Here is a 24,596-nt window from a genome sequence, read left to right as displayed (position 1 = left end):
CGGCCGCTCACCTTCTGGCCGCCCAGCCGGCGTAGAAGATGCCCAGGCCGACGATCACGCACATGCCCTGGATGATCCAGAATCTGACCACCACGAGCACTTCGCTCCAGCCCTTCAGCTCGAAGTGGTGCTGTAGTGGTGCCATTCGGAACACGCGTTTCCCGGTCATCCGGAACGACCCGACCTGGATCACCACGGAGAGGGTGATGAGGACGAACAGGCCGCCGAGGATGGCGAGGAGCAGTTCGGTGCGGGAGGCGATGGCCAGACCCGCGAGCGCGCCGCCGAGGGCCAGCGAGCCGGTGTCGCCCATGAAGATCTTCGCGGGCGAGGTGTTCCACCACAGGAAGCCGAAGCAGGCGCCCATCAGCGCGGAGGCGACGACGGCGAGGTCGAGCGGGTCGCGTACGTCGTAACAGGCGGCCGGGTTGGTCAGGGTGTCGGCGTTGATGCAGGACTCCTGGTACTGCCACACGCCGATGAAGACGTACGCCCCGAAGACCATCACCGAGGCTCCGGTGGCCAGGCCGTCCAGGCCGTCGGTGAGGTTCACGCCGTTGGACATCGCCAGGATCATGAACAGCGCCCAGATGACGAACAGCACCGGGCCGATCGACCAGCCGAAGTCCTGGGTGAAGGAGAGCTTCGTGGACGCCGGGGTCAGCTCCCGGGCGTCCTCGAAGTTCAGCGACAGCACCGCGAAGGCGATGCCGACGATGAACTGGCCGAGCATCTTCGCCTTGGCCCGCAGGCCCAGGCTGCGCTGCTTGATGATCTTGATGTAGTCGTCGAGGAAGCCGACCAGGCCCAGGCCGGCCATCAGGAAGAGCACCAGCAGCCCGGAGTACGTGGGCGAACTGCTGGTGACGACCTTGGTGATCGCGTACGCGATGATCGTGGCCAGGATGAACGCGATGCCGCCCATGCTGGGCGTGCCGCGCTTGCTGTGGTGCGCCTGCGGCCCGTCGTCCCGGATGTACTGCCCGTAGCCCCGCCGGGCCAGCAGTTTGATCAGCAGCGGAGTGCCGAGGAGGGAGAGGAAGAGCCCGAGGGCCCCGGAGAAGAGGATCTGCCTCATCGGGCGGCGCCCTCCTCGAGCAGCGCTTCCGCCACGCGCCACAGCGCCTCGGATCTGGACGCCTTGACGAGCACGACATCTCCCGGCCGCAGCTCGCCGCGCATCAGGTCGACAGCCGCGTCGACGTCGGACACGTGCACCGACTCCTCACCCCACGAACCCTCGTTCTTCGCGCCCATGTCCAGCCAGGCGGCCTCCTGCCGGCCCACTGCCACGAGCTTGCTGATGCCCAGGCGGACGGCCAGCCGGCCCACGCCGTCGTGCTCGACCATGGCGTGGTCGCCGAGCTCCGCCATCGCGCCCAGCACGGCGAACGTCCGGCCCCCCGGCACCGTGCTGCCCCGGCCCATGGCGGCGAGCGCGCGCAGCGCGGCCCGCGTGGACTCGGGGTTGGCGTTGTACGCGTCGTTGACGACCGTCACGCCGTCCGGCCGCCGCCTGACCTCCATGCGCCGGCCGGACAGGGCCTCGGCGGCGGAGAGCGCCTCGGCGATCCGCGCCGGGGGCATGCCCAGCTCGTACGCGACGGCGGCGGCGGCAAGCGCGTTCGACACGTGATGCTCACCGTACAGCCGCATGATCACACCGGCGCTGCCGCCAGGCGTGTGCAGGGTGAATTCCGGCCGCCCGTCCTCGGTGAGACGGACGTCCGAGGCCCGTACGTCCGCCTCGGGCGCCTCGCCGTAGTAGATGAGGCGCGCCCGGGTACGGGACGCCATCGCGCGGACGAGGGGGTCGTCGGCGTTGAGCACCGCGACCCCGCCGTCCGCCCCCGGCGGCAGCGCCTCGACCAGCTCGCCCTTGGCCGCGGCGATCTGCTCGCGGCCGCCGAACTCGCCGATGTGCGCGGTGCCCACGTTGAGGACGAGCCCGATGCGCGGCGGCGTCACCTCCGCCAGCTCGCGGATGTGGCCGAGGCCGCGCGCGCCCATCTCCAGCAGCAGGTACCGGGTGTCGGGGGCGGTCTGGAGGGCCGTGACGGGATGGCCGATCTCGTTGTTGAACGACCCGTGGGTGTAGACCGTCGGGCCGAGGCGCTGCAGCAGTTGGGCGAGCAGGTCCTTGGTGGACGTCTTGCCCGAGGAGCCGGTGAGCGCGATGAGCGCGGTGAGCGTGCCGTCGAGGCGGGCGACGACGTGCTTGGCCAGCGCGCTGAGCGCCGGGGGCACGGAGCGGACCACGACGGTCGGCACGCCCTCCACGGGGCGGGTGCCCAGGACGCCGGTGGCGCCGGCGGCGACGGCGCCGGCGGCGTAGTCGTGCCCGTCGACGTGCTCGCCGGTGAACGCGGCGAAGAGGCTGCCCGGTTCCGCCTGCCGCGAGTCGATGACCACGGGGCGGGTGACCAGCGCCTGCGGGTCGGACACGCCGTGCAGCTCGCCTCCGGTCAGCTCGGCGACCTCGGCGAGGCTGAGCGGAATCACCGTACGCCTCCGGCGGGTTCGGCGGGATCTGGCTGCTCGGCGTCCGCGGGACCGGCGCCCGGCCGCGCGCGGATCGCCTTGCGCAGTTCGTCACGGTCGTCGAAGGGCCGGACGACACCGGCCGTGTCCTGGCCCTGCTCGTGGCCCTTGCCGGCGATCAGCACCGTGTCGCCGGCGCCCGCGCGGGCCACCGCGACGGCGATGGCGCCCGCCCGGTCGGCCTCGACCAGCACGTCGCCGCGCTCGTAGACCGGCACCTCGGCGGCGCCGGCGAGCATCGCGGCGAGGATCGCGAGGGGGTCCTCGGAGCGGGGGTTGTCGGAGGTGAGCACCGCGGTGTCGGCGAGCCGGGCGGCGGCGGCGCCCATCGGGCCGCGCTTGTGCGGGTCGCGGTCGCCGCCGCAGCCGACGACGACGTGCAGCCGGTTCTCGGTGACCTTGCGCAGCGCGCGCAGTACGGACTCCAGCGCGTCGGGCTTGTGCGCGTAGTCGACGACGGCGAGGTAGCCCTGGCCCGCGTCGACCCGCTCCAGCCGGCCCGGCACGCCCGGCACGGCGGCCACGCCGCCCGCGGCGGTGGCCGGGTCGACGCCGGCGGTGACGAGCGCGGCGATGGCGGCGAGGGTGTTGGAGACGTTGAACGTGCCGGGCAGCGGGGCCTCGGCGGGGACCGCGATGCCGCCCGGGCCCACCGCGGTGAACGTGGAGCCGAGCACGCCGATCTCCACGTCCTCGGCGCGCCAGTCGGCGTCCGGGTGGCCCTCGGCGGAGTACGTGGTCACGGGGTATCCGCCGCCGCCGTCGGGGGCCGCGGCCTCCTCGGCGAGCCGCACCCCGTACTCGTCGTCGAGGTTGACGACGCCCGCCCGCGACCTGGCCGGGGTGAAGAGCTGTGCCTTCGCCCGGTAGTAGTCCTCCATGTCGGTGTGGAAGTCCAGGTGCTCGGGGCTGAGGTTGGTGAAGACGGCGACGTCGAAGAGGACGCCGTCGACCCGGCCCAGCACCAGCGCGTGGCTGGAGACCTCCATCGCCACCGACGCGACACCGCGCTGCCGCATGACGGCGAACAGCGCCTGCAGGTCCGTCGCCTCCGGCGTGGTCCGCTCCGACTTCAGCCGCTCGTCGCCGATACGCATCTCGACGGTGCCGATGAGGCCGGTGAGCCCCGCGCCGTCCTTCTCGGCGGCGGCCCGAAGCCCGCCCTCGACCAGGTACGCGGTCGTGGTCTTGCCCGACGTGCCGGTGACCCCGAGCTGCAGCAGGTCCCGCCCCGGCTCGCCGTAGACCGCCGCGGCCAGCTCGCCCATCCGGCCCCGCGGGTCGCCGACGACCAGCACCGGCAGCCCGGTGCCGGCGGCCCGCTCCATGCCGGCCGGGTCGGTGAGCACCGCGGCGGCGCCGAGGTCGGCGGCCTGCGCGGCGAAGTCGGCGCCGTGCAGCCGGGCGCCGGGGAGCGCGGCGTAGATGTCGCCGGGGCGTACGGCGCGGGAGTCGTGGGTGATGCCGGTGACGGTGGCGCCCCCGGCCTCACCGGTGACACCGGTGCCCAGCCGGTCGGCCAGATCCACGAGCGGTACGGGGTCGACCTCGGCGGGGCGGGGCGCCCCCGGATGCTTCGCCGGGGCGCCCGACGCTTCCTTATGGGACTGATCGGGGTGGGGCACGGCGGGCAGCGTACCGGGCCCGCCTGCCGCACTGCCAAGCCAGGGGGGGCGCGGTTCGCGGTTCCCCGGATCGTCCGTGATTGTGCTCACTGCGCAGGTCCGATCTTTCCGTTCTTATCCGCCGTCGGCCACGCCGCCGGCGTCCGTACCCTCGCCGCCGTCCCCGCCCGTGCCGTCGGTGCCGGCGCCGAAGGTGACCGGCATCGGCGGCGCCTTGATTCCCGTGGGCGGCACCTGGAGCGTCTTGAGCGCGAACTCCATGACCTCCTTGTATACGGGGCCGCAGATCTGGCCGCCGAAGTAACTGCCCTCGGTGGGGTTCTGGATGGCGCAGTACACGGTCACGCGCGGCGCGTCCGCCGGCGCGAAGCCCGCGAACGAGGCGGTGTAGCCGCTGTAGCGCCCGGTCTGCGGATCCACCCTGTTGGAGGTGCCGGTCTTGCCGGCCGCGCGGTAGCCCGGGATACGGGCCTTCACGCCGGTGCCCTGCTCGTCGTCGACGACGGACTCCAGCATCCGGGAGAGGGTCCTGGCCGTCTTCTCGCTGACGACGCGGTCCTTCTCCGGCTCGGGCGCCGGGTCGAAGCGGCCGTCGGGGCCGCGGCTGCCGCGGACGAGGGTGGGCTCGATCCGTACGCCGCCGTTGGCGACGGTCGAGTACACGGAGGCGGCCTGCACGGCGTTCACGGACAGGCCCTGGCCGAACGGGATCGTGTACTGCTGCGCCGCGTCCCACTCGGCGGCGGGCTTCAGCAGTCCCGGGGTCTCGCCCGCGACCCCGAGGCCGCTGCGCCGGCCGAGGCCGAAGTCGCTGAGGTAGGAGTGGAGGACCTTGTTGGCCTGCGCCTGGGTCTCGCCCAACTGCTCGACGGCGAGGATCGTGCCGATGTTGCTGGACTTGGCGAGCACGCCGTTGAGGGTGAGGTACCAGGTCGGGTGCTCGACGTCGTCGTGGAAGGCGTGGCCGCCGCGGGGCAGCACGTTCGGCACCGTGACGCGGGTGTCGGGGGTGGCGGCCTCCTCCTCCAGCACGGCGGCCATGGAGATGACCTTGTTGACGCTGCCGGGCTCGTACGCGTCCTCCAGGGCCGGGTTGCCGAGGGCGCCGGGGGTGGCGCCGGACAGGTCGTTGGGGTCGAAGCCCGGGGCGTTGGCCATGGCCAGGATCTCGCCGGTGCGGGTGTCCTGCACGATGACGTAGCCGCGGTCGGCCTCGGAGGCGTCGACCTGCTTCTCGATGGCGGTCTGGGCGGCCCACTGGATGTCGCGGTCGATGGTCAGCTCGACGTCGGAGCCCGGCTCCGCGGGGTTCTCCTCGGCGTCCGCGGTGGGGATGCGGCGGCCGGCGGACTGGGCGTAGACGAGCCTGCCGTCCTTGCCGGCGAGCAGCTTGTCGTGCTGCCGCTCGACGCCTCCGCCGCCCTCGCCCTCGGCGTTGACGAAGCCCAGTATCCCGGCGGCCAGATCGCCGTTCGGATAGACCCGCTTCTTCTGCTCCTCCGCGAACACCCCGCCGAGCACGTCCTGCCGGCCGCCCGCCGCCTCGCGCTCGGCGGACTCGGACTTCAGCTTCTTGATCTCGTCCCAGACCTGCGGCGTCTGCATCGAGGCGAGCTTGACGTAGCGCGAGCCGGGCGTGGCGAGCTTGGCCTCCAGATCCTTCGCGTCCGCCCTCAGCACGGGCGCCAGCGCCTCGGCGGCCCGCCGGGGCGCGTCCTTGACGTCGGCCTGCCGGGGCGTGAAGAGGTACGGGTCGGCGGTGATGTCGTACGCGTCGACCGTGCTGGCCAGCTCGACGCCGTTGCGGTCGGTGATGACGCCGCGCTCGGCGCTGAGCGTCATCGGCACGTACCGGTTGACCTGGGCCTTCTCCGCGTACTCGCCGGCGTCCACGGCCTGCACCTGCAGCAGCCGGGCGGTGAAGACCAGCAGCAGGAGGGTCAGGCCGACGCTGACGAGGCGCAGCCGGGGGCGCGGCGAGGCGAGGCGGATGCGCGGGCCGCCTCCGGCGGAGCGGGAGGGCCGGGGGTCGGGGCTGGACGCTCGGGTACGGGGCCGGGCGGCACCGCCACCGCCACCGCTCGCGGGGCGCGGCACGCGGCGGCCCGGGGCGCCGTCGCGGCCGTCGCGGGAGTCACTGCCGGTGCCGCGGGTCGTCACGGTGCCTCCTGAGCGGCGGGCGGGGCGGCGGCCGAGGGGGAGGCGGAGGTCCCGGGTGCGGGGGACGTCGGCGGCCCGGCCGCGGCCCCCTTCGCCTGCCCGGCTTCGTCGGCGCCCGCCCGATCGGCCTTCTCGGCCGCCTCCGCCTGCTCGGCCGCCCGTGCCTTCGCGTCCCCGTCGTCCGGCGAGGGCTTCGCCGCGTCCGCCGGGCTCGGCGCCGGCGGCGGCGGGCCCGTCGCCGTCCACGGCTCACCCCTGACGCCGCCCTCCGGCGAGAGGAAGACCGGCGGCCCGCCCGGCACCATGCCCAGCTCCCCGGCCCGCTCCTCCAGCGCGTCCGGCGCCGACTGCTCCTCGACGTCCTGGCGCAGCCGCTGCTCCTCGTCCGTCAGCCGCGTCGTCTCCTTCTTCAGATTGCCGACGCGGAACGAGCCCTGGTTGACCGCCGCGTTGAGCAGCAGCAGCGCGAGCAGACCGGCGCCCAGCAGCAGCACCACGAGCAGCACGAACGGCGTGCGCGCCGCCGAGCTGCCGCCCAGCAGCCGGGCGCCGCCCTCGCGCGGGAACGCGATCCTCGGCCGTCTCACGGCGCACCCGCTCCGCTCCGGCTCACACGTCCTCCCGGATCCGCTCCGCCGCCCGCAGCCGCGCGGGGGCGGCCCTGCGGTTCTCCGCGATCTCCTCCTCCGCCGGCAGCTCCGCGCCGCGGGTGAGGAGCCGCAGCCGCGGCTGGTGGTGCTCCGGGACGACCGGCAGCCCGGGCGGCGCGGTGCTCGCGGCGCCGGCCGCCAGCACCCGTTTGACGAGCCGGTCCTCCAGCGACTGGTACGCGAGCACGGCGATCCGGCCGTCGACGGCCAGCGCCGCGACGGCCGCGGGCACGGCCCGTTCGAGCACCGCCAGCTCGCCGTTGACCTCGATGCGCAACGCCTGGAACGTACGCTTCGCGGGGTTGCCGCCGGTGCGCTTCGCGGCCTGCGGCAGCGCGTCGCGGATCACCTCGACCAGCCGCGCGCTGCGTGCGAAAGGCTCCTTCGCCCGCTCCCGCACGACGGCCTCGACGATGCGCCGCGCCTGCTTCTCCTCGCCGTACGCGCGCAGGATGCGCACCAGCTCCCCCGGCGGGTACGTGTTCAGCACCTCGGCGGCGCTCATGCCCCGGGTCTGGTCCATCCGCATGTCGAGCGGCGCGTCCCGCGCGTACGCGAAGCCGCGCCCGGCCTCGTCCAGTTGCATGGACGACACGCCCAGGTCGAAGAGGATCCCCTGCACGGGGCCCACGGCCAGCTTTTCGAGCACGGCGGGCAGTTCGTCGTAGACCGCGTGCACCAGCGTCACCCGCCCGGTGTACGGGGCCAGCCGCCGGCCCGCAAGCTCCAGGGCGGCGGGGTCGCGGTCCAGCGCGACGAGCCGCAGCCCGGGGTGGGCGGCGAGCAGGGCCTCGCTGTGGCCGCCGAGGCCCAGCGTGCAGTCGACGGCCACCGCGCCCGGCGCGGACAGCGCCGGGGCCAGCAGTTCGGTGGTGCGGCGGAGCATGACGGGGACGTGGACAGCGGCGCGTGCGTCGTTCACGGTGCCGCCTCCTGTCCCGCCCGATCGCCGAAGGGGAGCGGCCACTACCGCCCTGCGCGGCGGCGCCGGCCTGGCCCGGAGCGGGCCGCCGGCCGCGCGGGCGACGGGCGAACCGCAGGAAAGGGGGCGCCACGGCTCCCACTTCGCGTCACTTTAGCCCACTGCACCCTCCGGTCAGTCAAGCACCGAAGGCGCGCCCCGTACCGGCGGCGCGCGCGGGCCGCGCACATTGCTCCCTGTGGGCTACCTCACCCGGGCCGGGCAACGGCGCCCCGGCCCGGATACCGTCGTAGGCATGACGCCTGCTGAGAGCCCGTCGTCCGGCCAGAACACCGTCGTCTCCCCCACCGTCACCGATCGCCTCGTGACCGCCAACCGCGGGTACGCGAGCGGCTTCGACGACCCCGGCATGGACGCCCGGCCCGTGCTGCGGGTGGCGGTCGTGGCCTGCATGGACGCCCGGCTGGACCTGCACGCCGCGCTCGGCCTGGAGCTGGGCGACTGCCACACGATCCGCAATGCGGGCGGCGTGGTCACCGACGACACCATCCGCTCGCTGACCATCAGCCAGCGCGCCCTGGGCACCCGCAGCGTGGTGCTGATCCACCACACCGACTGCGGCCTGCTCAGCATCACCGAGGAGTTCCGCTTCGAGCTGGAGGCCGAGGTCGGCCAGCGGCCGGCCTGGTCGGTGGAGTCCTTCCGCGACCTGGACCAGGACGTGCGCCAGTCCATCCGCCGGGTGGAGACCTCCCCGTTCCTGCTGCACACCGACGACGTGCGAGGCTTCGTATTCGACGTGCGCACGGGACTGCTCCGCGAGGTGTCCGCGGAGCAAATCACGGCGGGCGACTGACGAAACCGGCATTCGGCAGCAAGAATGCGGGTGTGGTGGCTCCGTTACGCCCCCGGCCGGGCCGGTGGCGCACGGGGCACCACGGTATCGGGGAGGGCCGGACCGCGACCGCGGCGCACGGCCCGTGCGACGGGCCGAGGAGGGCCGGTGACGACGTATGACGAGCGAGCGAGCCTCAGCGATCTGACCAGTACCGCGGACGATGTCCGGCGGTCGGTGGAGAGCGTGATCGAGGGCAAGCCCGAGGCGGTCAGACTGTCACTGACCGTGCTGCTCGCCGAAGGCCACCTGTTGATCGAGGATGTGCCGGGCGTCGGGAAGACCATGCTCGCCAAGGCGCTGGCGAAGTCCATCGACTGCTCCGTGCGCCGCATCCAGTTCACACCCGACCTGCTGCCCTCCGACATCACCGGCGTGAGCGTCTACGACCAGCAGAGCCGGGACTTCGAGTTCAAGCCCGGCGCGATCTTCGCCCAGATCGTCATCGGCGACGAGATCAACCGGGCCTCCCCCAAGACCCAGTCGGCGCTGCTGGAGTCGATGGAGGAGCGGCAGGTCACCATCGACACGCAGACGTACGAGCTGCCCAGCCCGTTCATGGTGGTCGCCACCCAGAACCCCATCGAGATGGAGGGCACGTACCCGCTGCCCGAGGCCCAGCGCGACCGCTTCATGGCCCGGCTGTCCATCGGCTACCCCAGTCCGGAGGCGGAGCTGGAGATGCTGGACGTGCACGGCGGGGTCTCGCCGCTGGGCGATCTGCAGCCGGTCGCGCACGCGCACGACATCGTCAAGCTGATCGACGCGGTGCGTACGGTGCACGTCGCGGACTCCGTCCGGCGCTACGCGGTGGACCTGGTGACCTCCACCCGCCAGCACCCGGAGCTGCGGCTCGGCGCCTCGCCGCGGGCCACGCTGCACCTGCTGCGGGCGGCGAAGGCCGCCGCGGCGCTGGCGGGCCGGGAGTTCACGCTGCCCGACGACGTGCAGGCGCTGGCCGTGCACGTGCTGGCGCACCGGCTGCTGCCCACGGCGCAGGCCCAGCTCAACCGGCGGACGGCCGAGCAGATCGTCGCCGAGATCCTGCAGCAGGTGCCGGTGCCGGCCGCCGACATGCAGCGGCCGCCGCCGATGCCACCCCCGTACGGCGGCGGCGCGCACAGCCCGGACGGCCGGCGGTTCTGATGGCCGGCCAGCCCCCGCCCGCCCCTTCCGCGCCGCCCGCGGGCCCGGACGCCCAGGCGGGCGGGCTGCGTACGGCCCTGGCCGGCACCACCACCCGCGGCCGCTCGTTCCTCGCCGCCGGCCTCGCGGCCGGCGCGTGCAGCTACATACTGGGCCAGCCCGACCTGCTGCGGGTGGGGCTGCTGCTGGCCGCTCTGCCGCTGGTGTGCGCGGCCGTGCTGCACCGCACCCGCTACCGCGTCGGCGGCAGCCGCAAGCTGTCGCCCGCCCGGGTGCCCGCGGGCTCCGAGGCCCGGGTGCACCTGCGGCTGGAGAACGTCTCCCGGCTGCCCACCGGGCTGCTGATGCTCCAGGACCGGCTGCCGTACGTGCTGGGCCCCCGGCCCCGCTTCGTGCTGGACCGGGTGGAGCCCGGCGGCAAGCGCGAGGTGACCTACCGGGTCCGCTCCGACCTGCGCGGGCGCTATCCGCTGGGCCCGCTGCAACTGCGGCTCTCCGACCCGTTCGGCATGTGCGAGATGACCCGCTCCTTCAGTGCGTACGACACCCTGACCGTCGTGCCGCGCACCGAGGCGCTGGCCCCCGTCCGGCTGGCCGGCGAGGCCGCCGGCTACGGCGACGGCCGGCACCGCACCCTCGCGCTGGCCGGCGAGGACGACGTCATCCCCCGCGGCTACCGGCACGGCGATGACCTGCGGCGGGTGCACTGGCGCTCCACCGCGAAGTACGGCGAGCTGATGGTCCGCCGCGAGGAGCAGCCGCAGCGCGCCGGCTGCACGGTGCTGCTGGACACCCGGCGCGACGCCTACACCGGCTCGGGGCCCGACTCGCCCTTCGAGTGGGCCGTCTCCGGCGCCGCCTCGGTCGCGCTGCACATGCTGGAGCGCGGCTACACGGTGCGGCTGCTGACCGACGGCGGCGAGCTGGGGGCCGGAGTCGACGGGGCGCTGAACTCCCGCGGCGGCGAGTCGGCCGACGCGGCGGGGATACTCCTGGACACCCTCGCCGTCATCGACCACTCCGAGCGGGACACGGTCTCGGCCGCGTACGACGTGCTGCGCGGCGGGCACGAGGGGCTGCTCGTGGCGTTCTTCGGCGAGCTGGACGAGGAACAGGCCGCGCTCGCCGCACGGATGCGGCAGCGTACGGCCGCGGGCGTGGCGTTCGTGACGGACGGCGCGGCCTGGGAGTCACGCGCGGACGCACCCGGCCGCCCGTACGGCGCCGGACCGGAAGGCGCCGGGCGGGTGCGGCAGCTCCGCGAGGCGGGCTGGACCGTGCTGTCCGTACGGCCCGGAACGACGATGGGCGACCTGTGGCGGGAGGCCGGCAACCAGGCCGGCCAGCTCGCCGCGGCGGCACGCGGAGGCGAGAGCTGAGATGAGCGGACGGGCCCGGCTCACGATCTGCGCGGCGGCGGCATCCCTGCTGGCCGCCACCGCGCTGCTGCCGCTGACCGACAGGATGACCTGGTTCTTCAAGGCGATCTTCGTCGTCGTCGTGATCGGCGGCGTCGGCATGATCGCCCGGCGCATTCCGCTGCCGCGTCCGCTGACCGTGCTCGCGCAGACCGCGGTCACGGTGCTGCTGCTGACGATGCTCTTCGCCCCGGACCAGGCGACGGGCGGGGTGATCCCCAACCCCGCGGCGATCGAGGAGTTCCGCCAGCTCTTCCAGGAGGGCAGCGACGACGTCTCGCGCTACTCCATCCCGGCCCCGGTCACCGACGGCATCGAGCTGATGCTGCTCTCCGGTATCGCCGGAGTGGCGCTGCTGGTGGACGCGGTGGCGGTGACGTTCCGCAGCGCCGCGCCCGCGGGGCTGCCGCTGCTCGCGCTGTACTCCGTCGCCGCCGGGCTCAACCAGGGCGGGAGCTGGCTGACGTTCCTGCTCGCCGGCGCCGGGTATCTGCTGCTGCTGCTCGCCGAGGGGCGGGACCGGCTGGCGCAGTGGGGCCGGATGTTCGGCGGCGGGCAGTCCATGGGCGCGCCCGGCGGCGCGGAGCCGGGCGGCGGCCGGCCGGTGGCGCCGGTGCGTACGGGCCGGCGGATCGGCGCGGTGGCGCTGGGTTTCGCGCTCGTCGTACCCGCGGCGCTGCCGTCGCTGGACGGCGGGCTGCTGGACGGCAAGACCACCGGTCCCGGACAGGGACCCGGCGGCGGTACGGTCACCGCGATCAACCCCGTGGTGCGGCTGCAGCAGAGCCTGAACCAGCCGGAGAACCGCGAGGTGTTCCGCTACCGCGCCGAGGACGGCGCGCAGAACCAGGCGCTGTACATGCGCTTCGTCGCCCTCGACCGGTTCGACGGCACCTCCTGGCAGCCCTCGCGCCGCAGCATCGAGGACATCCCGGATCCGCTGCCCACCCCGCAGGGCTACTCCAACAGCCAGATCGGGTCCTCGCCCCTCACGCTGAACGTACGGGCCGACGACGACTTCCGGCAGCAGTGGCTGCCGATGCCGTACCCCGCTTACCAGGTGCGCATAGGGGGCGACTGGCGCTACGAGCCCGAGGGCCGGTCCGTCGTCGGCGACGGCGGCACCACCACCGGCGGCGCCGAGTACCAGGTCACCAGCCTGATCATGGCGCCCACCGCGCGCCAGTTGGCCACCGCGCCCCCGCCGGACCCCGCGCTCAGCGAGGAGTACACGCAGGTGCCCGACTCGCTGCCGGACGAAGTCCGCCGGCAGGCGCAGCAGATCACCAGCGGCGCATCGAACAACTACGAGCGGGCGCTCGCGCTCCAGGACTACTTCACCACCAACTTCGTCTACGACACGGAGACCGACCTCGACGCCTCCGACCCCGAGGCGATCCTGCGGTTCCTGGAGGACAAGCAGGGCTTCTGCGTCCACTTCTCCTTCACGATGGCCGCGATGGCGCGCACCCTGGGCATCCCCGCGCGGGTCGCGGTCGGCTTCGTGCCGGGCACCGCGCAGAGCGACGGGTCGATGTCGGTGGGGCTGCAGGACGCACACGCCTGGCCCGAGCTGTACTTCGAGGGTGCCGGCTGGACGCGCTTCGAGCCGACCCCGACCCGCGGCACGCTGCCCGACTACACGATGGAGGACGCCCCGAACGGCGGCGGCGACCCGGCGGACGAACTGCCCGACCCCGGCAACTCGGCGGAGCCGACCCCGACCCCCTCGGCGTCGGAGGACGAATGCCCGGCGTCGCTGCGGCGCGTGGACGGCTGCCCGGACGACGAGGCGGCGGGCGGCGGGGCCGCGGGCCCGACGGACGGCGGGCCGCCCGCGGCGGGCATCGCGGCGGGGGCGGCCGGGATCCTGGTGCTCCTGCTCCTGCCGTCGCTGCCGGGCATCTGGCGCGTACGGGAACGGGGCAGACGGCTGCGCCCGGGCGCGGGGCCGCTGGCAGCCTGGCGCGAACTGATCGACTCCGCCTGGGACTTCGGGCTGCCACCCGACGAGTCGCAGACGCCGCGGACGACGGCGGCGGCGCTCATCCGGTTCGGCGGCCTGGACGGCGCGGCGGCACAGTCGGCGCTGCGGGTGGCGGGGGCGGTGGAGCAGACGCTCTACGCGCCGCGGCCACGGCAGATCGACGGGCTGGCGGAAGACGTCCGGAGAGTGCGGGCGGCCACGGGCCGTAGCGCGGGCGCGGGTGCGCGGCTGCGGGCGGCGGTGGCGCCGCGCTCGTCGGCGCGGCTGCTGTGGGCGGTGTCGGCGCGCTGGGCGGCGGTGTCGGGGCGCTGGCGCGGGGCGCTGCGGCGCGCGGGCGCGGCGCTGCGGCCGTCGCGGCAGCGGGCGTAGAGAGGCGAACCGGAACGGCCCCGTCGCGCGGTTGCGCGGCGGGGCCGTTCGGGTGATGCGGGGCTGGGTACGGACATCGTCTCCGGCGGACGTCGTACGGACGGTCGTGCGGGGACTCCGTCACGGATCCGGCGTAACGGGAACGACACGCTCCGCGGTGTGGGGTCGCCGGCACGCCGCTTGTGCCCGGACCACGGGCAACCGGCACGGCCGAAGGGGGTACCGCGTGCTGAGAGCTCCCGCGGGCCGGGCCCGGGGAGCTCTGCACGGTGAGGGACCTGGTGGCCTAGCGTCCCTCGTCGCGGCGGCGCTGCCACCGCTCTTCGATCCTGTTCATCATGGAACGGCGCTGCCGGGTCCTGCGACGCTGCTGACCGCCCTGAGGGGCCGCGGCATCGCCCGGCTGCTGCTGTTGTTGCTGTTCGCCCGGGTGAGCAGTCCTGCGCCAACCGGTGACGGCGAGCACCGCACATCCCAGCATGACGAGGAAGCCCACCACGCTGACCCAGATCTGCTGCGCGACCATACCGGCCATCAGGAGCGCGATACCCACCAGGAAACCGGCTACGGCCTGGTACACCCGACGGCGGGTGTACGTGCGCAGCCTGCTTCCCTCAAGCGCTGTCGCAAACTTGGGATCCTCTGCGTACAGCGCTCGCTCCATCTGCTCGAGCATGCGCTGCTCGTGCTCCGAGAGCGGCACGGAGTCCTCCTACTCGTCGGTCGCTTGGGGGCGACCGGGACGCGGCACCTCCAGGATAGGCAGGTATGCGCCCCCGTGAAACCCGCCCCTCTGCGCCAAATCCGCCGATCCGCGGCGCGGATCTGGGCCTGCCCGCCGAAGCAGGCCTTGACTCAGATCATACGGGGCGCCGCGGCCGAACGGGTGGCCTGTGGCCTACTGCACCTTTGCCCGCGGGCGGACCGGTTATCACTTCCGGCCGCCCAGAACATGAAGCTGCGCCGCCACCGGCTGGAACGCCGGCGACTCCGCCGCGGCCCGCTCCAGCTCCAGCAGCGCGTCGAGCGCGCCCGGCTCCGACTCGGCGAGACCGTCCGGCACCAGGTCGGAGAAGGTCCGTACGCCCTGTACGGCCCTTACCTCCACCCCGGCGGCGGCGACCAGCCGGGTCAGTTCCTCCGGGGTGAACCGGCGCGGCACCGGGTCCGCCTCGCCCCAGCGGCCGTCTGGGCCCGTGAGCGCGCGGCGGGCGGAGGCGAAGTGCCCGGCGAGCGCGCGGGCCAGCACGGCGCCGCCGAGGCCCGCCGCCAGCACGCTGAGGAGCCCGCCGGGCCGCAGCGCGGCGACGGCGTTGGCGAGGCCCGCGGCGGGGTCGTCCACGTACTCCAGGACGCCGTGGCAGAGCACGGCGTCGTACGCGCCCGGCTCGGCGACGTCGAACAGGGCGTGGATGTCGCCCTGCACGCCGCGCACCCGGTCGGCGACGCCGGCCTCCGCGGCACGGCGCTGCAGCCCGAAGAGCGCGTTCGGGCTGGGGTCGACGACGGTCACCCGGTGCCCGAGCAGGGCGGCGGGCACGGCGAAGCCGCCGGTGCCGCCCCCGGTGTCCAGCACGTCGAGCGCGCGATCGCCGGCCGCGGCGTCCCCGCCGTCCCGGCCGGCGGCCCCGTGCCCGGCCAGGGCTTCCTCCAGCGCCTCCCAGACGACGGCGGCGCGCAGCGACGCGCGCGGCAGGTGGTCGTGCGGTGTCGTACGGGGCATGGAGCGCTCCTCGAAGATCGGGCGTGGCCCAGCTTAGAGGCTGCGCATCCGCGCCCCGCGCCCCGCCGGGCGAGCCCGCGTCGGCCCCCGGCGGCCCGGCACCGCCGGGGGCGGCCGGGGCACCGGGACCGCCACGGGCCGGCTCAGCGTGCCTCCGGGCCCGGTTGGGGACGGATGAGCGGCTGGACGACGAGCATCCGCTCGACTATGCGTGTGAACATGCCTGCCGCGCGCAGGAGATCGGCCGCCTCCTGCGCGTCGACGGCATCCCTGATGCCCGCCTCCGCACGGGCCCGCAGCCGGGCGCCGGCCGCGAACATCGCGCTCCACTCGGCGAGTTCGGGCGCGACTTCCGGCAGCACCTCCCACGCGCTGCGGATGCGCTGCCGGCGCCGCGGCGTCGGCTCGGGCCGCCCGCGCACCGCGAGGACCGCCGCGGCAGTGCGCAGCGCGGCGAGGTGGGCCAGGGAGTAGCGCTCGTTCGCCGTCTCCATCTCCGCCGCCTCCGCCAGACCGGCGTGGGCTTGCGCGAGGAGCTCCAGCGCCGCCTTGGGCGCACTGCCCGGGCGCAGGACGGGGTGGACATCACTCGGTGGGGCGTAAGCCGGCTCGGCTGCCATGGCTTGCCTCCTGTCAGCGTCAGTCCTTCAGTCGTTCGTTCGTATGTGCCCATCGTGGCGCACCCCACTGACAATCGACCTGAACTGCCCCGCTACCAGCGACGATGCCCGCGACCGCACGCTCCGCGGCAATTGCGCCGACCGGTGCCGCCCCGGGGTGGAACGCCGCCCCGGCCGGCGCGGGCGCCCGGCGAAACGGGCGCTGCCCCGGCGCGAAGCGATCCCCCGTCGCTCCACCACCGGGACAGCTTCCCCCCATTTCCCCCGTCCCCCCTCGTGGGCCGGCAGCGGGGTCCCGTTCCGCCACCCCGTGTCGGCGGTCCGTGGCCCCGTACTGCGTCCGTCCCACGTCCCTCACTTTGCCGTTTGTGCAGGTCGGGGCCCATCCGCTCGGATACTCAAGCAGGTGTCTGAGTACGTGTACTCACGGCTGAGTACGCACCCCCAGCCCCACCGCTCCCGCCTGCGGGCCCGTGCGGGGCGCGGGATAAAGTCCGGGCCATGGCAGAGATCGCGGTAGTCGGGGCGGGCATGGGCGCCATGGCCGCCTCCGCGCGGCTGGCCCTCGCGGGCCACCGGGTGACGGTCCACGAGCGCTCCGGCACCCACGGCGGCGGCGTACGGCGGCTGGAGCGCGACGGCTTCGGCTTCGACACCGGCCCCGGGCTGCTCCACCTCCCCGCCGTCTACCGCGACCTGTTCCTCAAGACCGGCCGGCGGAAGCTGGAGAAGTGCGTGGACCTGGTGCCGGTGGACCCGGCCGAGCGGCACGTCTTCCCCGACGGCACCGCCGCCACCTTGCCCAACGCCTCCCGCGCGGGCGTGGTAGCGGCCCTCGACGCCGCCGCGGGACCGGGCGCGGGCGAGGCGTGGACCGCCCTGCTCGACCGGGGCCGCCGGGTCTGGGAGGCCGCCCGCCGGCCGCTCGTCGAGGAGCCCCTGCCCGCCGACCCGCGCGCGCTGGCCGCCGACCTCTACCCCGTGCCCCCGCCGCCCGCCGGGCGCGGGCTGCTGCGCCGCCTGCGCGGCCCCCGCCCGCCCGCCCGGCCCGCCACCGTGGCCGACGTCGGCGCGGGCGAGCTGGGCCCGTACCCCGCGCTGGGGACGATGCTCGCGCAGCACGCGCTGGCCTACGGGTTCGACCCGCGGCACGCACCGGCGGGTGCGGCGATGCTGCCGTACGTGCAGGAGACCTTCGGCGGCTGGTACGTGCTGGGGGGCATGCGGGCGCTGGCGGACGCGCTGTACGAGCGGTGCCTGGAGCGCAGGATCGAGTTCGCCTTCGGCGCGGAGGTGGTCGCGGTCCGGGTGGGCGGGGACGGCCGGGCCGCGGGCGTCGAACTGGCCGGCGGCGGGCGGACGGACGCCGGCGCGGTGATCGCCGGGGTGCCGCGGGCCCGGCTGGCGGAGCTGGCGCCCGGCGCGTACGAGGACGGCGGGGCCCCGGCGACGACGCGGGCCGTACCGGCGCGGATGACCGTGTGCCTGGCGCTGCGCGGCGCGCGGGACGGCGACGCCGTGCACCGTACCGTCGTGCACTCCCCGGATCCCGCGCGCGAACTGGCCTGGATCTTCGACGGCGAGCAGCCCGGGACCGACGTGGTGCCCACCGTCACCGTGCTGCGCCCCGACGACCCCGCGCTGCGCCCGGACGCGGAGCACGAGGCCGTGACGCTGACCGCCGTCGTCCCGGCCGGGGCGTGGGCGGCCGAGGGCGGGGAGAAGGCCGCGGAGGCGTTCGCGGACCGGATGGTGGCCGCGGCCGGGCGCGCGGTGCCGGGGCTGGCGGAGCGGGTGCTGTGGCGCGCGGTGCGGACGCCCGCGGACACCGCCGCCGAGACGGGCGCCCCGGGGGGCGCGGTGCCGGGGCCCGCGCTGGCGGGGGCCGGGGGCGCGTATCTGCCGCTGCCGAACGCCACGGCCGTGCCGGGTCTCTACGCGGTCGGCGGGTGGTCGCACCCGGGCGGCGGCCTGGCACACGCGGGGATGTCGGGGGCCCTGGTCGCCGGGCTGATCATGGAGGGCGCGGACTTCCGCGGCTCCCGCTGACGGGTCGCCGGGGCGGGTGGCCGGGGCCGGTGGCCCGCAGGGGGTGGGCCGACGGGGGTCAGTAGCGGTACTGCTGCTGCTCGTAGCCGGGGTAGCCCTGCTGCTGCGCGTACGGGTCCTCGGCGCCGAGCGGGTCCGCGTCGCGCTGCTGGGGCATCCAGACGCTCTCGGCCGCCGTCCCGTAGTTCTCCTGGCCGTAGGCCGGCTGCTGGCCGGTGTCGTAGCCCTCGGGGTACTGCTGGGGGTACTGCTGCTGGTCGTAGCCGGGGTAGCCGGCGCCGCCCGTGTCGTACTGCTGCCCGCCGCCCTGCGTGGAGTCGTAGTACGGCGGCGGGGCCGGGGCGGCGTACTCCGTGCCGCTGTAGGGGTCCGCGTAGCCGCCGGGGGCGGGGGCGGACGCGTCGTACCCGGCGTACTGGTGCTCGGTGCCGTAGCCGCCGGCGTCCGGGTATATCTGCTGGTCCTGCCCGTAACCGTTCGTCCCGGCGCCGTTCGTGGCGTAGCCCCCGGCCTCGTAGCCGGAGGTGGTCGCGTGGCTGCCGGTGTCGTAGGCCGAGGTCGTGGCGTGGCTGCCGGTGTCGTACGCGGACGTGGTGGCGTAGCTGCCGGAGTCGTAGGCGGAGGTGGTCGCGTAGCTGCCGGAGTCGTAGCCGGCGCCGTTCCCGTTGCCGTACGCGTCGTAGCCGCCCGCGTACGTCTGCTGCCCGGGGGCGGCGCCCGCGGGGGCCTGCTCGTCGCCGAAGGGCGAGAACTGCGAGGTCTGTTCCTGCGCCGCGGGCGGGGGCGGCGCGTGCTCCGGCTCGTACGCGGGGTAGGCGGCTCCGCGCTCCGGGGGCGGCGGCGCCTGGCGGCCGTCGTACGCGGCCGCGTCGTACCCCTGCGCGTCGTACCCGCCGTCGTAGTCCTCGTGCTCCCCTCGCTTGTTCACCGCCCAGCCGTCGGAGTAGCCGCTGCGGTAGGAGAACGTGACCTTGGTCTGTCCGACCCCGAACGCCACCACGCCCAGCCCGATCACGACGGCCGAGGGCATGAGCACGCCGAGCACCACGCAGAGGAAGCCGACGAAGGCCAGCGCGCGCCAGCGCAGCGGGGCCTTGTACTGCATCAGCACTTCCCACAGCAGCCACAGCGAGATCACGCCGAACGCGGCATAGAGGGCCAACCAAGCCAAGTCGCCCATCACGTGCCTCTCTTCCGCCCCCGCTTGGTGGTGCCTGCCCTCAGGATCGCCGGTGCAGTCCGAGGTTCTGGTAGATCTCCAGCGTTGCCGTGGAGTGGTTCAGCGTAATGAAGTGCAGTCCGGGGATTCCCTCGGACAGCAACCGCTCGCACATGTCCGTGGCGTACTCGATGCCAATGGAGCGTACCGCGGCCCGGTCCTCCTCGACCGCGAGAACCCGATCCGCCAGCTCCGGCGGGAACGTGGCCCCGCTCAGCTCGGCGAACCGCTGGATCTGCCGGGCGTTGGTGACCGGCATGATCTCCGGGATGATCGGCGTCGTGCAGCCCGCGGCGGCCACCCGGTCACGCAGCCGCAGGTAGTCGTCGACGTGGAAGAACATCTGGGTGATCGCGTAGTCCGCGCCCGCGCGGCACTTGTCGACGAAGTGCCGGATGTCGGTGTCCCAGTCCGTGGACCGGGGGTGCCGCTCGGGGAAGGCGGCCACGCCGACGCAGAAGTCGCCCGACTCCTTGATCAGCCGGACCAGATCCGCGGCGTACGCCACCCCCCGCGGGTGCGCGACCCACTCCCCCATCGGGTCGCCCGGGGGGTCGCCGCGGACCGCGAGCATGTTGCGGATGCCGGCGTCCGCGTACTGGCCGATGACGTTGCGGAGTTCGGCGACGGAGTGGTCGACCGCGGTGAGGTGCGCCACGGGCGTGAGCGTGGTGTCGGTGGCGATGCGCTCGGTGGCGCGGACGGTGCCCTCGCGGGACGAGCCGCCGGCGCCGTACGTCACGGAGACGAAGGTCGGCTGTACGGCCTCGATGCGCCGTACGGCGTTCCAGAGGGTCCGCTCGCCCTTGTCGGTTTTCGGGGCGGCGAACTCGAACGAAAACGACTGCTTGCCGGACGCGAGCAGTTCACGAACAGTGACTGCGCGATCATTCCTGGTCGAAGCGATGCCGGTGGCCATACGCGGCAGGTTAACCGCCGGTCACCTCCGGACCCAAGACGGCCAGCTCAATTGCCTGGGCAGGACCCGGTGCCGCGGGCGCCCCCGCGCCTACCGGACGTCACCGTTCCGGGCCGCGCGCAGCCGTCGTACGAACGCACCCGCCGCAGCTCCGGGGTCCTCCGCGGCGGTGAGGGCGCGGACGACGACGACGCGCCGGGCGCCGGCCGCCAGGACCTCGTCGAGGTTTCCGAGGTCGATTCCGCCGATGGCGAACCACGGGCGGTCGGTGCCGAGCCCCGCCGCATACCGGACGAGACCGAGGCCGGCCGCGGGGCGTCCGGCCTTGGTGGGGGTGGGCCAGCACGGGCCGGTGCAGAAGTAGTCGACGCCTGGCTCCTCGGCCGCGGCCCGGGTCTCCGCCTCGGCGTGGGTGGAGCGGCCGATCAGCACGTCGTTCGGCCCGGCACCCAGGAGGGCGCGGGCGGCGGGCACGGGCAGGTCGCCCTGGCCCAGGTGCAGCACGTCGGCGCCGGCGGCGTGCGCCACGTCGGCGCGGTCGTTGACCGCGAGCAGCCGGCCGTGCCGGCGGCAGGCGTCGGCGAACACCTCCAGGTGCGCCAGCTCCTCGCGCGCCTCCATGCCCTTGTCGCGCAGTTGGACGATGTCCACGCCGGCGGCCAGCACGGCGTCCAGGAACTCGGGCAGGTCGCCCTGGCGGGTACGGGCGTCCGTGCACAGATAGAGCTGCGCGGCGCCGAGCCGTGCGCGGGCGTCCACGGTGGCACCGGCGGCGGTTCCGGCCGTCATACGGCGCTCCCCCCTCGTACGGTCTCGTACGGTCGCGGGGCCGGACCCGCGGGTGCGCGCCCGGCCCCGCGAGGTTACACAGCCAGTGCCTGCGCCCTGCGCTTGACCTCCGTCCCGCGGTTCTCGCGCAGCGCCTGCGCGGGAGTCCCCGGGAGCGAGGGGTCGGGGGTGAACAGCCACTCCAGCGCCTCCGCGTCGCTGAAGCCGTCGTCCTTGAGCAGCGTCAGGGTGCCGGTGAGGCCCTTGACGACCTTCCCCTCGCCGATGAACTCGGCGGGCACCTGCAGCGTCTTGTTCTCACCCCGCCGCACCGCGATCAGCTGGCCTTCCCTGACCAACTGCCGCACGCGGGTCACCTCGACGTCGAGCTTCTCCGCGATGTCGGGAAGGGTGAGCCAGGAGGGGACGAGAGCATCGATCTTCGCATCAATCTCGGTCACCCCCCCAGCCTGCCATCTCGGGCGGCCTGTCGGTACAGGGCAGCGCCAAAGGGAGGCATATCACCGCGAAGTATCCCCGGATTCGGGGAAAGCGGCGCGGTGCTCGGCGCGCCGCGGACATCACAGCACGGCTGATTTCAGCGGTACGGCCGCGTCGGCGGCCCGCTCGCGGTCCAGCGCGGCGCCGGCATGGATCAGCTTGCGCCCCTGGGTGAGGTCCCGCGGCCGGCCGACGGCCAACAGCGCGATGAGCCGGCCGGCGCGCAGCCAGCACACCGACCACGAGGAACCCTGCGGGTCGCCGCGCCACAGCAGCTCGTCGCCGTCCGTGTGGTGGCCGACGTACTGCACGAAGCGGCCGAACTGCTCGGACCAGAAATACGGCACCGGGTCGTACACCCCGCCCGGCGCCCCCGCGATGTCCGCCGCGACCGTCGTCGGGCCCTGGAGGGCGTTGTCCCAGTGGTGGATCAGCAGCCGCTCACCGTAGCGCGCGGACGGGAAGGACGCGCAGTCGCCGACGGCCCAGACCCCGGGCACGTTCGTACGCAGCCGCTCGTCGGCCCGCACCGCCCCGTCGTCACCCAGCTCGACGCCGGAGCCGGCGAGCCAGGCCGTGGCCGGGTGGGCGCCGATGCCGACGACGACGGCGTCGGCGGTCAGCTCCGTGCCGTCGTCGAGGACCACCGCGACCGGCCCCTCCTCGCCCGGGCTCTCGACGCGCTCCACCCGGCGCCCCGTCAGCAGCCGGGCACCGCTCTCCTCGTACCACGTGGCCATCGGCGCCGCGACCGCCGCGGGCAGCGCGGCCGCCAGCGGATGCCCCGCGGCCTCCACGACCGTCACCTCGCAGCCCTGCTCGCGCGCCGCGGTGGTCAGCTCCGCGCCGATCCAGCCCGCGCCGACCACCAGGATCCGGCTGCGCCGCACGAGCACCGCGCGCAGCCGCGCCGCGTCGTCGAGGGTGCGCAGCAGGTGCACGCCGGGCGTGGCGCCGGCCCGGGCACCGGGCAGCGGGACGGGCGCCGCGCCGGTGGCGAGGACCAGGTTCCCGTACGGAACGGGCCCGGCGTCCGTCTCCAGCACCCGCCGCGCGGTGTCCAGCCGGTCGGCGTGCAGCCCCAGCCGGAGCCCGATGCCGTACTCCGCGAAGTCCACCTCGAACGCCGAGCCCTCCGCCTTGCCCAGCAGCACCGCCTTCGACAGCGGCGGCCGGTCGTACGGGTCGTGCGGCTCCGCGCCGACGAGGGTGACGGTGCCCGCGTAGCCCTGCTCGCGCAGCGCCACGGCGGTCTGCACGCCGGCCATGCCGGCGCCGACGACGACGGTGCCCGCGGTGGGGTCCGCGGCACTGCTGGGGCGGCTGGCGGCCCGGCCGGCGGGGCCGCGCTCCGGTTCGGCGTCGGTCACACCGATCACTTTATGCCGCGCCCGTCGCCCGCCGCTCGTGCCGGGCCCGCTCGCGAGGCTCCCTTACAGCGGCCGGGCGTACGGAGTTAGGGTGACCGGGAAGACTCGCGGGAGCCCGGCGCACCGGGCTGAGAGGGGGGCTGGCGGCCCCCGACCGTACGAACCTGATCCGGGTCATGCCGGCGAAGGGAGGGGCGAACGCGCCCATGCAGCCACGCGACACACCCCCGACAGAACCCACCACGACACCGGCGGCGGGCCCAACCGGCGCGCCGCGCACGGCCGATGCCGCCTACGACGTCCTCGTCGTCGGCGGCGGCGTCATCGGCCTGGTCACCGCCTGGCAGGCGGCCCGCCGCGGGCTGGCCACCGCCGTCGCCGACCCGGCCCCCGGCGGCGGCGCCGCGCAGGTCGCGGCCGGGATGCTGGCCGCCGTCACCGAACTGCACTACGGCGAGGAAGCGCTGCTGGCGCTCAACCTGGCCGCCGCGGAGCGCTATCCGGCGTTCGCGGCCGAGCTGGCGGAGGCGTCCGGCCAGGACATCGGCTACCGCCGCTGCGGCGCGCTGTCCGTCGCCCTCGACGCGGACGACCGCGCCCAACTGCGCGAACTGCACGGCTTCCAGCAGCGGCTGGGGCTCTCCGCGCAGTGGCTCAGCGGCAGCGAGTGCCGCCGGCTGGAGCCCATGCTCGCGCCCGGAGTACGCGGCGGGCTGCGCGTCGACGGCGACCACCAGACGGACCCGCGGCTGCTGACCGCGGCGCTGGTCACCGCCTGCGAGCGGGCCGGGGTCGCCTTCCACCGCAGCCTCGCGGTCCGGCTGCGGATCGCCGGCGCGGGCGCGGGCGCGGACGAGCGGGCGGCGGGCGCGGAGCTGGCGGACGGCACCCGGATCGCCGCCGGGCAGACGGTGCTCGCCGCGGGCAGCCGCAGCGGCGGCCTGGTGGGGGTGCCGGAGGCGGTACGGCCGCCGGTGCGGCCGGTGAAGGGGCAGGTGCTGCGGCTGCGGATGCCCGGCGCCGGGACGCCCTTCCTGTCCCGTACGGTACGGGCCGTGGTGCGCGGCAGCAGCGTGTACCTGGTGCCGCGGGAGAGCGGTGAGCTGGTCGTCGGCGCCACCAGCGAGGAGCTGGGCTGGGACACCACGGTCACCGCGGGCGGCGTGTACGAGCTGCTGCGCGACGCCCACGAGCTGCTGCCCGGGCTGACGGAGCTGCCGCTCGTGGAGACCGGCGCCGGGCTGCGCCCCGGCTCCCCCGACAACGCGCCGCTGCTGGGCCCCACCGCCCTGGCGGGGCTGCACCTGGCCACCGGCCACTACCGCAACGGGGTGCTCCTCACCCCGGTCACCGGCGACGCGCTCGCCGCCGTCCTCACCGGCGGCGAACTCCCCGAGGTGGCCCGCCCGTTCGCGGCCACCCGGTTCGGCACCACGCACCAGCGGCACGAAGGGCGGCACGCATGACCGAGGACGCCACGCAGACCCGTACGGACGCCCGTACCGACTCCCCGACCATCACCGTCAACGGCGCACCGCGCCGGATCGCCGCGGGCCTCACCCTCGACGCCCTCGTCGCCACCCTCACCAGCGCGCCCCGCGGCGTCGCCGCCGCCGTCAACGAGGACGTCGTACCGCGCGGGAGCTGGCCCACCACCACCCTCGGCGACGGCGACCGCGTCGAGATCCTGACCCCGGTCCAGGGAGGCTGACCC

Annotated in this window: 21 protein-coding genes and 1 riboswitch; of the genes, 7 read left to right on the top strand and 14 right to left on the bottom strand. The window is 74.8% G+C overall.

What is annotated here, in order from left to right; genetic code table 11:
• Positions 1 to 7 precede the first annotated feature (7 nt).
• From mraY to rsmH, 6 genes are read right to left on the bottom strand one after another with little or no spacing between them, the layout of a single operon-like run.
• On the bottom strand, positions 8 to 1,078 hold the full coding sequence (mraY, locus tag ABGA99_RS09555) for a phospho-N-acetylmuramoyl-pentapeptide-transferase (RefSeq protein ID WP_047015277.1): 1,071 nt from the start codon (positions 1,076 to 1,078) through the stop codon (positions 8 to 10).
• Positions 1,075 to 2,502, bottom strand: coding sequence for a UDP-N-acetylmuramoyl-tripeptide--D-alanyl-D-alanine ligase (gene murF / locus ABGA99_RS09550; RefSeq protein WP_347575464.1), 1,428 nt, complete (start codon positions 2,500 to 2,502; stop codon positions 1,075 to 1,077). Before murF ends, mraY begins: the two co-directional genes overlap by 4 nt.
• Entirely contained in the window at positions 2,499 to 4,256 is a 1,758-nt protein-coding gene (locus ABGA99_RS09545) for a UDP-N-acetylmuramoyl-L-alanyl-D-glutamate--2,6-diaminopimelate ligase (protein WP_347575463.1), read from the bottom strand. Before ABGA99_RS09545 ends, murF begins: the two co-directional genes overlap by 4 nt.
• Before the next feature lie 24 nt (positions 4,257 to 4,280).
• Positions 4,281 to 6,326: a penicillin-binding protein 2 gene (locus tag ABGA99_RS09540; protein ID WP_347575462.1), complete on the bottom strand. Its 2,046-nt coding sequence runs from the start codon at positions 6,324 to 6,326 to the stop codon at positions 4,281 to 4,283.
• Positions 6,323 to 6,913, bottom strand: coding sequence for a septum formation initiator (locus tag ABGA99_RS09535; RefSeq protein ID WP_347575461.1), 591 nt, complete (start codon positions 6,911 to 6,913; stop codon positions 6,323 to 6,325). Before ABGA99_RS09535 ends, ABGA99_RS09540 begins: the two co-directional genes overlap by 4 nt.
• Positions 6,914 to 6,935: 22 nt before the next feature.
• On the bottom strand, positions 6,936 to 7,898 hold the full coding sequence (rsmH, locus tag ABGA99_RS09530; RefSeq protein WP_347575460.1) for a 16S rRNA (cytosine(1402)-N(4))-methyltransferase RsmH: 963 nt from the start codon (positions 7,896 to 7,898) through the stop codon (positions 6,936 to 6,938).
• Between the two features lie 295 nt (positions 7,899 to 8,193).
• On the opposite strand from rsmH, the gene ABGA99_RS09525 reads away from it, so the two are divergent.
• From ABGA99_RS09525 to ABGA99_RS09510, 4 genes are all read left to right on the top strand, one after another.
• Positions 8,194 to 8,754 carry a carbonic anhydrase gene (locus ABGA99_RS09525; RefSeq protein ID WP_347575459.1) on the top strand — a complete coding sequence of 187 codons (561 nt, stop codon included), beginning with the start codon at positions 8,194 to 8,196 and terminating at the stop codon, positions 8,752 to 8,754.
• A gap of 147 nt (positions 8,755 to 8,901) precedes the next feature.
• The gene (locus ABGA99_RS09520) at positions 8,902 to 9,939 is read left to right on the top strand and encodes a MoxR family ATPase (protein ID WP_347575458.1); all 1,038 of its coding nucleotides are present in this window, start codon (positions 8,902 to 8,904) and stop codon (positions 9,937 to 9,939) included.
• Positions 9,939 to 11,318 carry a DUF58 domain-containing protein gene (locus ABGA99_RS09515; protein ID WP_347575457.1) on the top strand — a complete coding sequence of 460 codons (1,380 nt, stop codon included), beginning with the start codon at positions 9,939 to 9,941 and terminating at the stop codon, positions 11,316 to 11,318. The genes ABGA99_RS09520 and ABGA99_RS09515 overlap by 1 nt, the downstream gene beginning before the upstream one ends.
• Before the next feature lies 1 nt (position 11,319).
• On the top strand, positions 11,320 to 13,713 hold the full coding sequence (locus tag ABGA99_RS09510; protein WP_347582472.1) for a DUF3488 and transglutaminase-like domain-containing protein: 2,394 nt from the start codon (positions 11,320 to 11,322) through the stop codon (positions 13,711 to 13,713).
• A gap of 286 nt (positions 13,714 to 13,999) precedes the next feature.
• Here ABGA99_RS09510 and ABGA99_RS09505 read toward each other — a convergent pair whose 3' ends face one another.
• The 3 genes from ABGA99_RS09505 to ABGA99_RS09495 form a co-directional block, all read right to left on the bottom strand.
• Entirely contained in the window at positions 14,000 to 14,416 is a 417-nt protein-coding gene (locus tag ABGA99_RS09505; RefSeq protein WP_347575455.1) for a DUF3040 domain-containing protein, read from the bottom strand.
• A 228-nt stretch (positions 14,417 to 14,644) separates the two neighbouring features.
• On the bottom strand, positions 14,645 to 15,436 hold the full coding sequence (locus tag ABGA99_RS09500) for a methyltransferase (protein WP_347575454.1): 792 nt from the start codon (positions 15,434 to 15,436) through the stop codon (positions 14,645 to 14,647).
• Between the two features lie 143 nt (positions 15,437 to 15,579).
• Positions 15,580 to 16,056 carry an SAV_6107 family HEPN domain-containing protein gene (locus ABGA99_RS09495; RefSeq protein ID WP_347575453.1) on the bottom strand — a complete coding sequence of 159 codons (477 nt, stop codon included), beginning with the start codon at positions 16,054 to 16,056 and terminating at the stop codon, positions 15,580 to 15,582.
• A gap of 501 nt (positions 16,057 to 16,557) precedes the next feature.
• Between ABGA99_RS09495 and ABGA99_RS09490 the strand changes: the two genes are divergently transcribed.
• Entirely contained in the window at positions 16,558 to 18,105 is a 1,548-nt protein-coding gene (locus ABGA99_RS09490) for an NAD(P)/FAD-dependent oxidoreductase (protein ID WP_347575452.1), read from the top strand.
• Positions 18,106 to 18,163: 58 nt separating this feature from the next.
• Here the strand turns inward: ABGA99_RS09490 and ABGA99_RS09485 are convergent, their stop codons facing one another.
• The 5 genes from ABGA99_RS09485 to ABGA99_RS09465 all read right to left on the bottom strand — a co-directional run bounded on the left by ABGA99_RS09485 (position 18,164) and on the right by ABGA99_RS09465 (position 22,891).
• Positions 18,164 to 19,285, bottom strand: coding sequence for a hypothetical protein (locus tag ABGA99_RS09485; RefSeq protein WP_347582471.1), 1,122 nt, complete (start codon positions 19,283 to 19,285; stop codon positions 18,164 to 18,166).
• 40 nt (positions 19,286 to 19,325) lie between these two features.
• The gene (gene metF, locus ABGA99_RS09480; protein ID WP_347575450.1) at positions 19,326 to 20,243 is read right to left on the bottom strand and encodes a methylenetetrahydrofolate reductase [NAD(P)H]; all 918 of its coding nucleotides are present in this window, start codon (positions 20,241 to 20,243) and stop codon (positions 19,326 to 19,328) included.
• A 90-nt stretch (positions 20,244 to 20,333) separates the two neighbouring features.
• Positions 20,334 to 21,032 (bottom strand): thiamine phosphate synthase, encoded by a 699-nt coding sequence (gene thiE / locus ABGA99_RS09475; RefSeq protein WP_347575449.1) that lies wholly within the window; start codon positions 21,030 to 21,032, stop codon positions 20,334 to 20,336.
• A gap of 74 nt (positions 21,033 to 21,106) precedes the next feature.
• Entirely contained in the window at positions 21,107 to 21,472 is a 366-nt protein-coding gene (locus tag ABGA99_RS09470) for an Rv2175c family DNA-binding protein (protein WP_347575448.1), read from the bottom strand.
• Positions 21,473 to 21,592: 120 nt separating this feature from the next.
• A complete protein-coding gene (locus ABGA99_RS09465) occupies positions 21,593 to 22,891 on the bottom strand; it encodes an FAD-dependent oxidoreductase (RefSeq protein ID WP_347575447.1) in 1,299 nt (432 codons plus the stop codon).
• 88 nt (positions 22,892 to 22,979) lie between these two features.
• A riboswitch (TPP riboswitch) is annotated at positions 22,980 to 23,090 on the top strand.
• Between ABGA99_RS09465 and thiO the strand changes: the two genes are divergently transcribed.
• Complete coding sequence (gene thiO, locus ABGA99_RS09460; protein WP_347582470.1) at positions 23,089 to 24,348, top strand: glycine oxidase ThiO; 1,260 nt, start codon at positions 23,089 to 23,091, stop codon at positions 24,346 to 24,348. Its footprint overlaps the riboswitch before it by 2 nt.
• Complete coding sequence (gene thiS / locus ABGA99_RS09455; RefSeq protein WP_347582469.1) at positions 24,345 to 24,593, top strand: sulfur carrier protein ThiS; 249 nt, start codon at positions 24,345 to 24,347, stop codon at positions 24,591 to 24,593. Before thiO ends, thiS begins: the two co-directional genes overlap by 4 nt.
• The last annotated feature ends 3 nt before the right edge of the window (positions 24,594 to 24,596 follow it).

Source organism: Streptomyces sp. B5E4 (assembly GCF_039871555.1).
In the GTDB taxonomy this organism is placed as follows: Bacteria; Actinomycetota; Actinomycetes; order Streptomycetales; family Streptomycetaceae; genus Streptomyces.
Note: the sequence above shows the minus strand (reverse complement) of the source record. Positions and strands in the feature narration are given on the sequence as shown.

Excerpts from the sequence above, each read along its gene's own strand:
- thiO (WP_347582470.1), top strand. The coding sequence starts at position 23,089 with ATGCAGCCACGCGACACACCCCCGACAGAACCCACCACGACACCGGCG.
- ABGA99_RS09510 (WP_347582472.1), top strand. The coding sequence starts at position 11,320 with ATGAGCGGACGGGCCCGGCTCACGATCTGCGCGGCGGCGGCATCCCTG.
- ABGA99_RS09500 (WP_347575454.1), bottom strand. The coding sequence starts at position 15,436 with ATGCCCCGTACGACACCGCACGACCACCTGCCGCGCGCGTCGCTGCGC.
- ABGA99_RS09515 (WP_347575457.1), top strand. The coding sequence starts at position 9,939 with ATGGCCGGCCAGCCCCCGCCCGCCCCTTCCGCGCCGCCCGCGGGCCCG.
- metF (WP_347575450.1), bottom strand. The coding sequence starts at position 20,243 with ATGGCCACCGGCATCGCTTCGACCAGGAATGATCGCGCAGTCACTGTT.
- ABGA99_RS09485 (WP_347582471.1), bottom strand. The coding sequence starts at position 19,285 with ATGGGCGACTTGGCTTGGTTGGCCCTCTATGCCGCGTTCGGCGTGATC.
- thiS (WP_347582469.1), top strand. The coding sequence starts at position 24,345 with ATGACCGAGGACGCCACGCAGACCCGTACGGACGCCCGTACCGACTCC.
- ABGA99_RS09495 (WP_347575453.1), bottom strand. The coding sequence starts at position 16,056 with ATGGCAGCCGAGCCGGCTTACGCCCCACCGAGTGATGTCCACCCCGTC.
- ABGA99_RS09490 (WP_347575452.1), top strand. The coding sequence starts at position 16,558 with ATGGCAGAGATCGCGGTAGTCGGGGCGGGCATGGGCGCCATGGCCGCC.
- ABGA99_RS09525 (WP_347575459.1), top strand. The coding sequence starts at position 8,194 with ATGACGCCTGCTGAGAGCCCGTCGTCCGGCCAGAACACCGTCGTCTCC.
- mraY (WP_047015277.1), bottom strand. The coding sequence starts at position 1,078 with ATGAGGCAGATCCTCTTCTCCGGGGCCCTCGGGCTCTTCCTCTCCCTC.
- thiE (WP_347575449.1), bottom strand. The coding sequence starts at position 21,032 with ATGACGGCCGGAACCGCCGCCGGTGCCACCGTGGACGCCCGCGCACGG.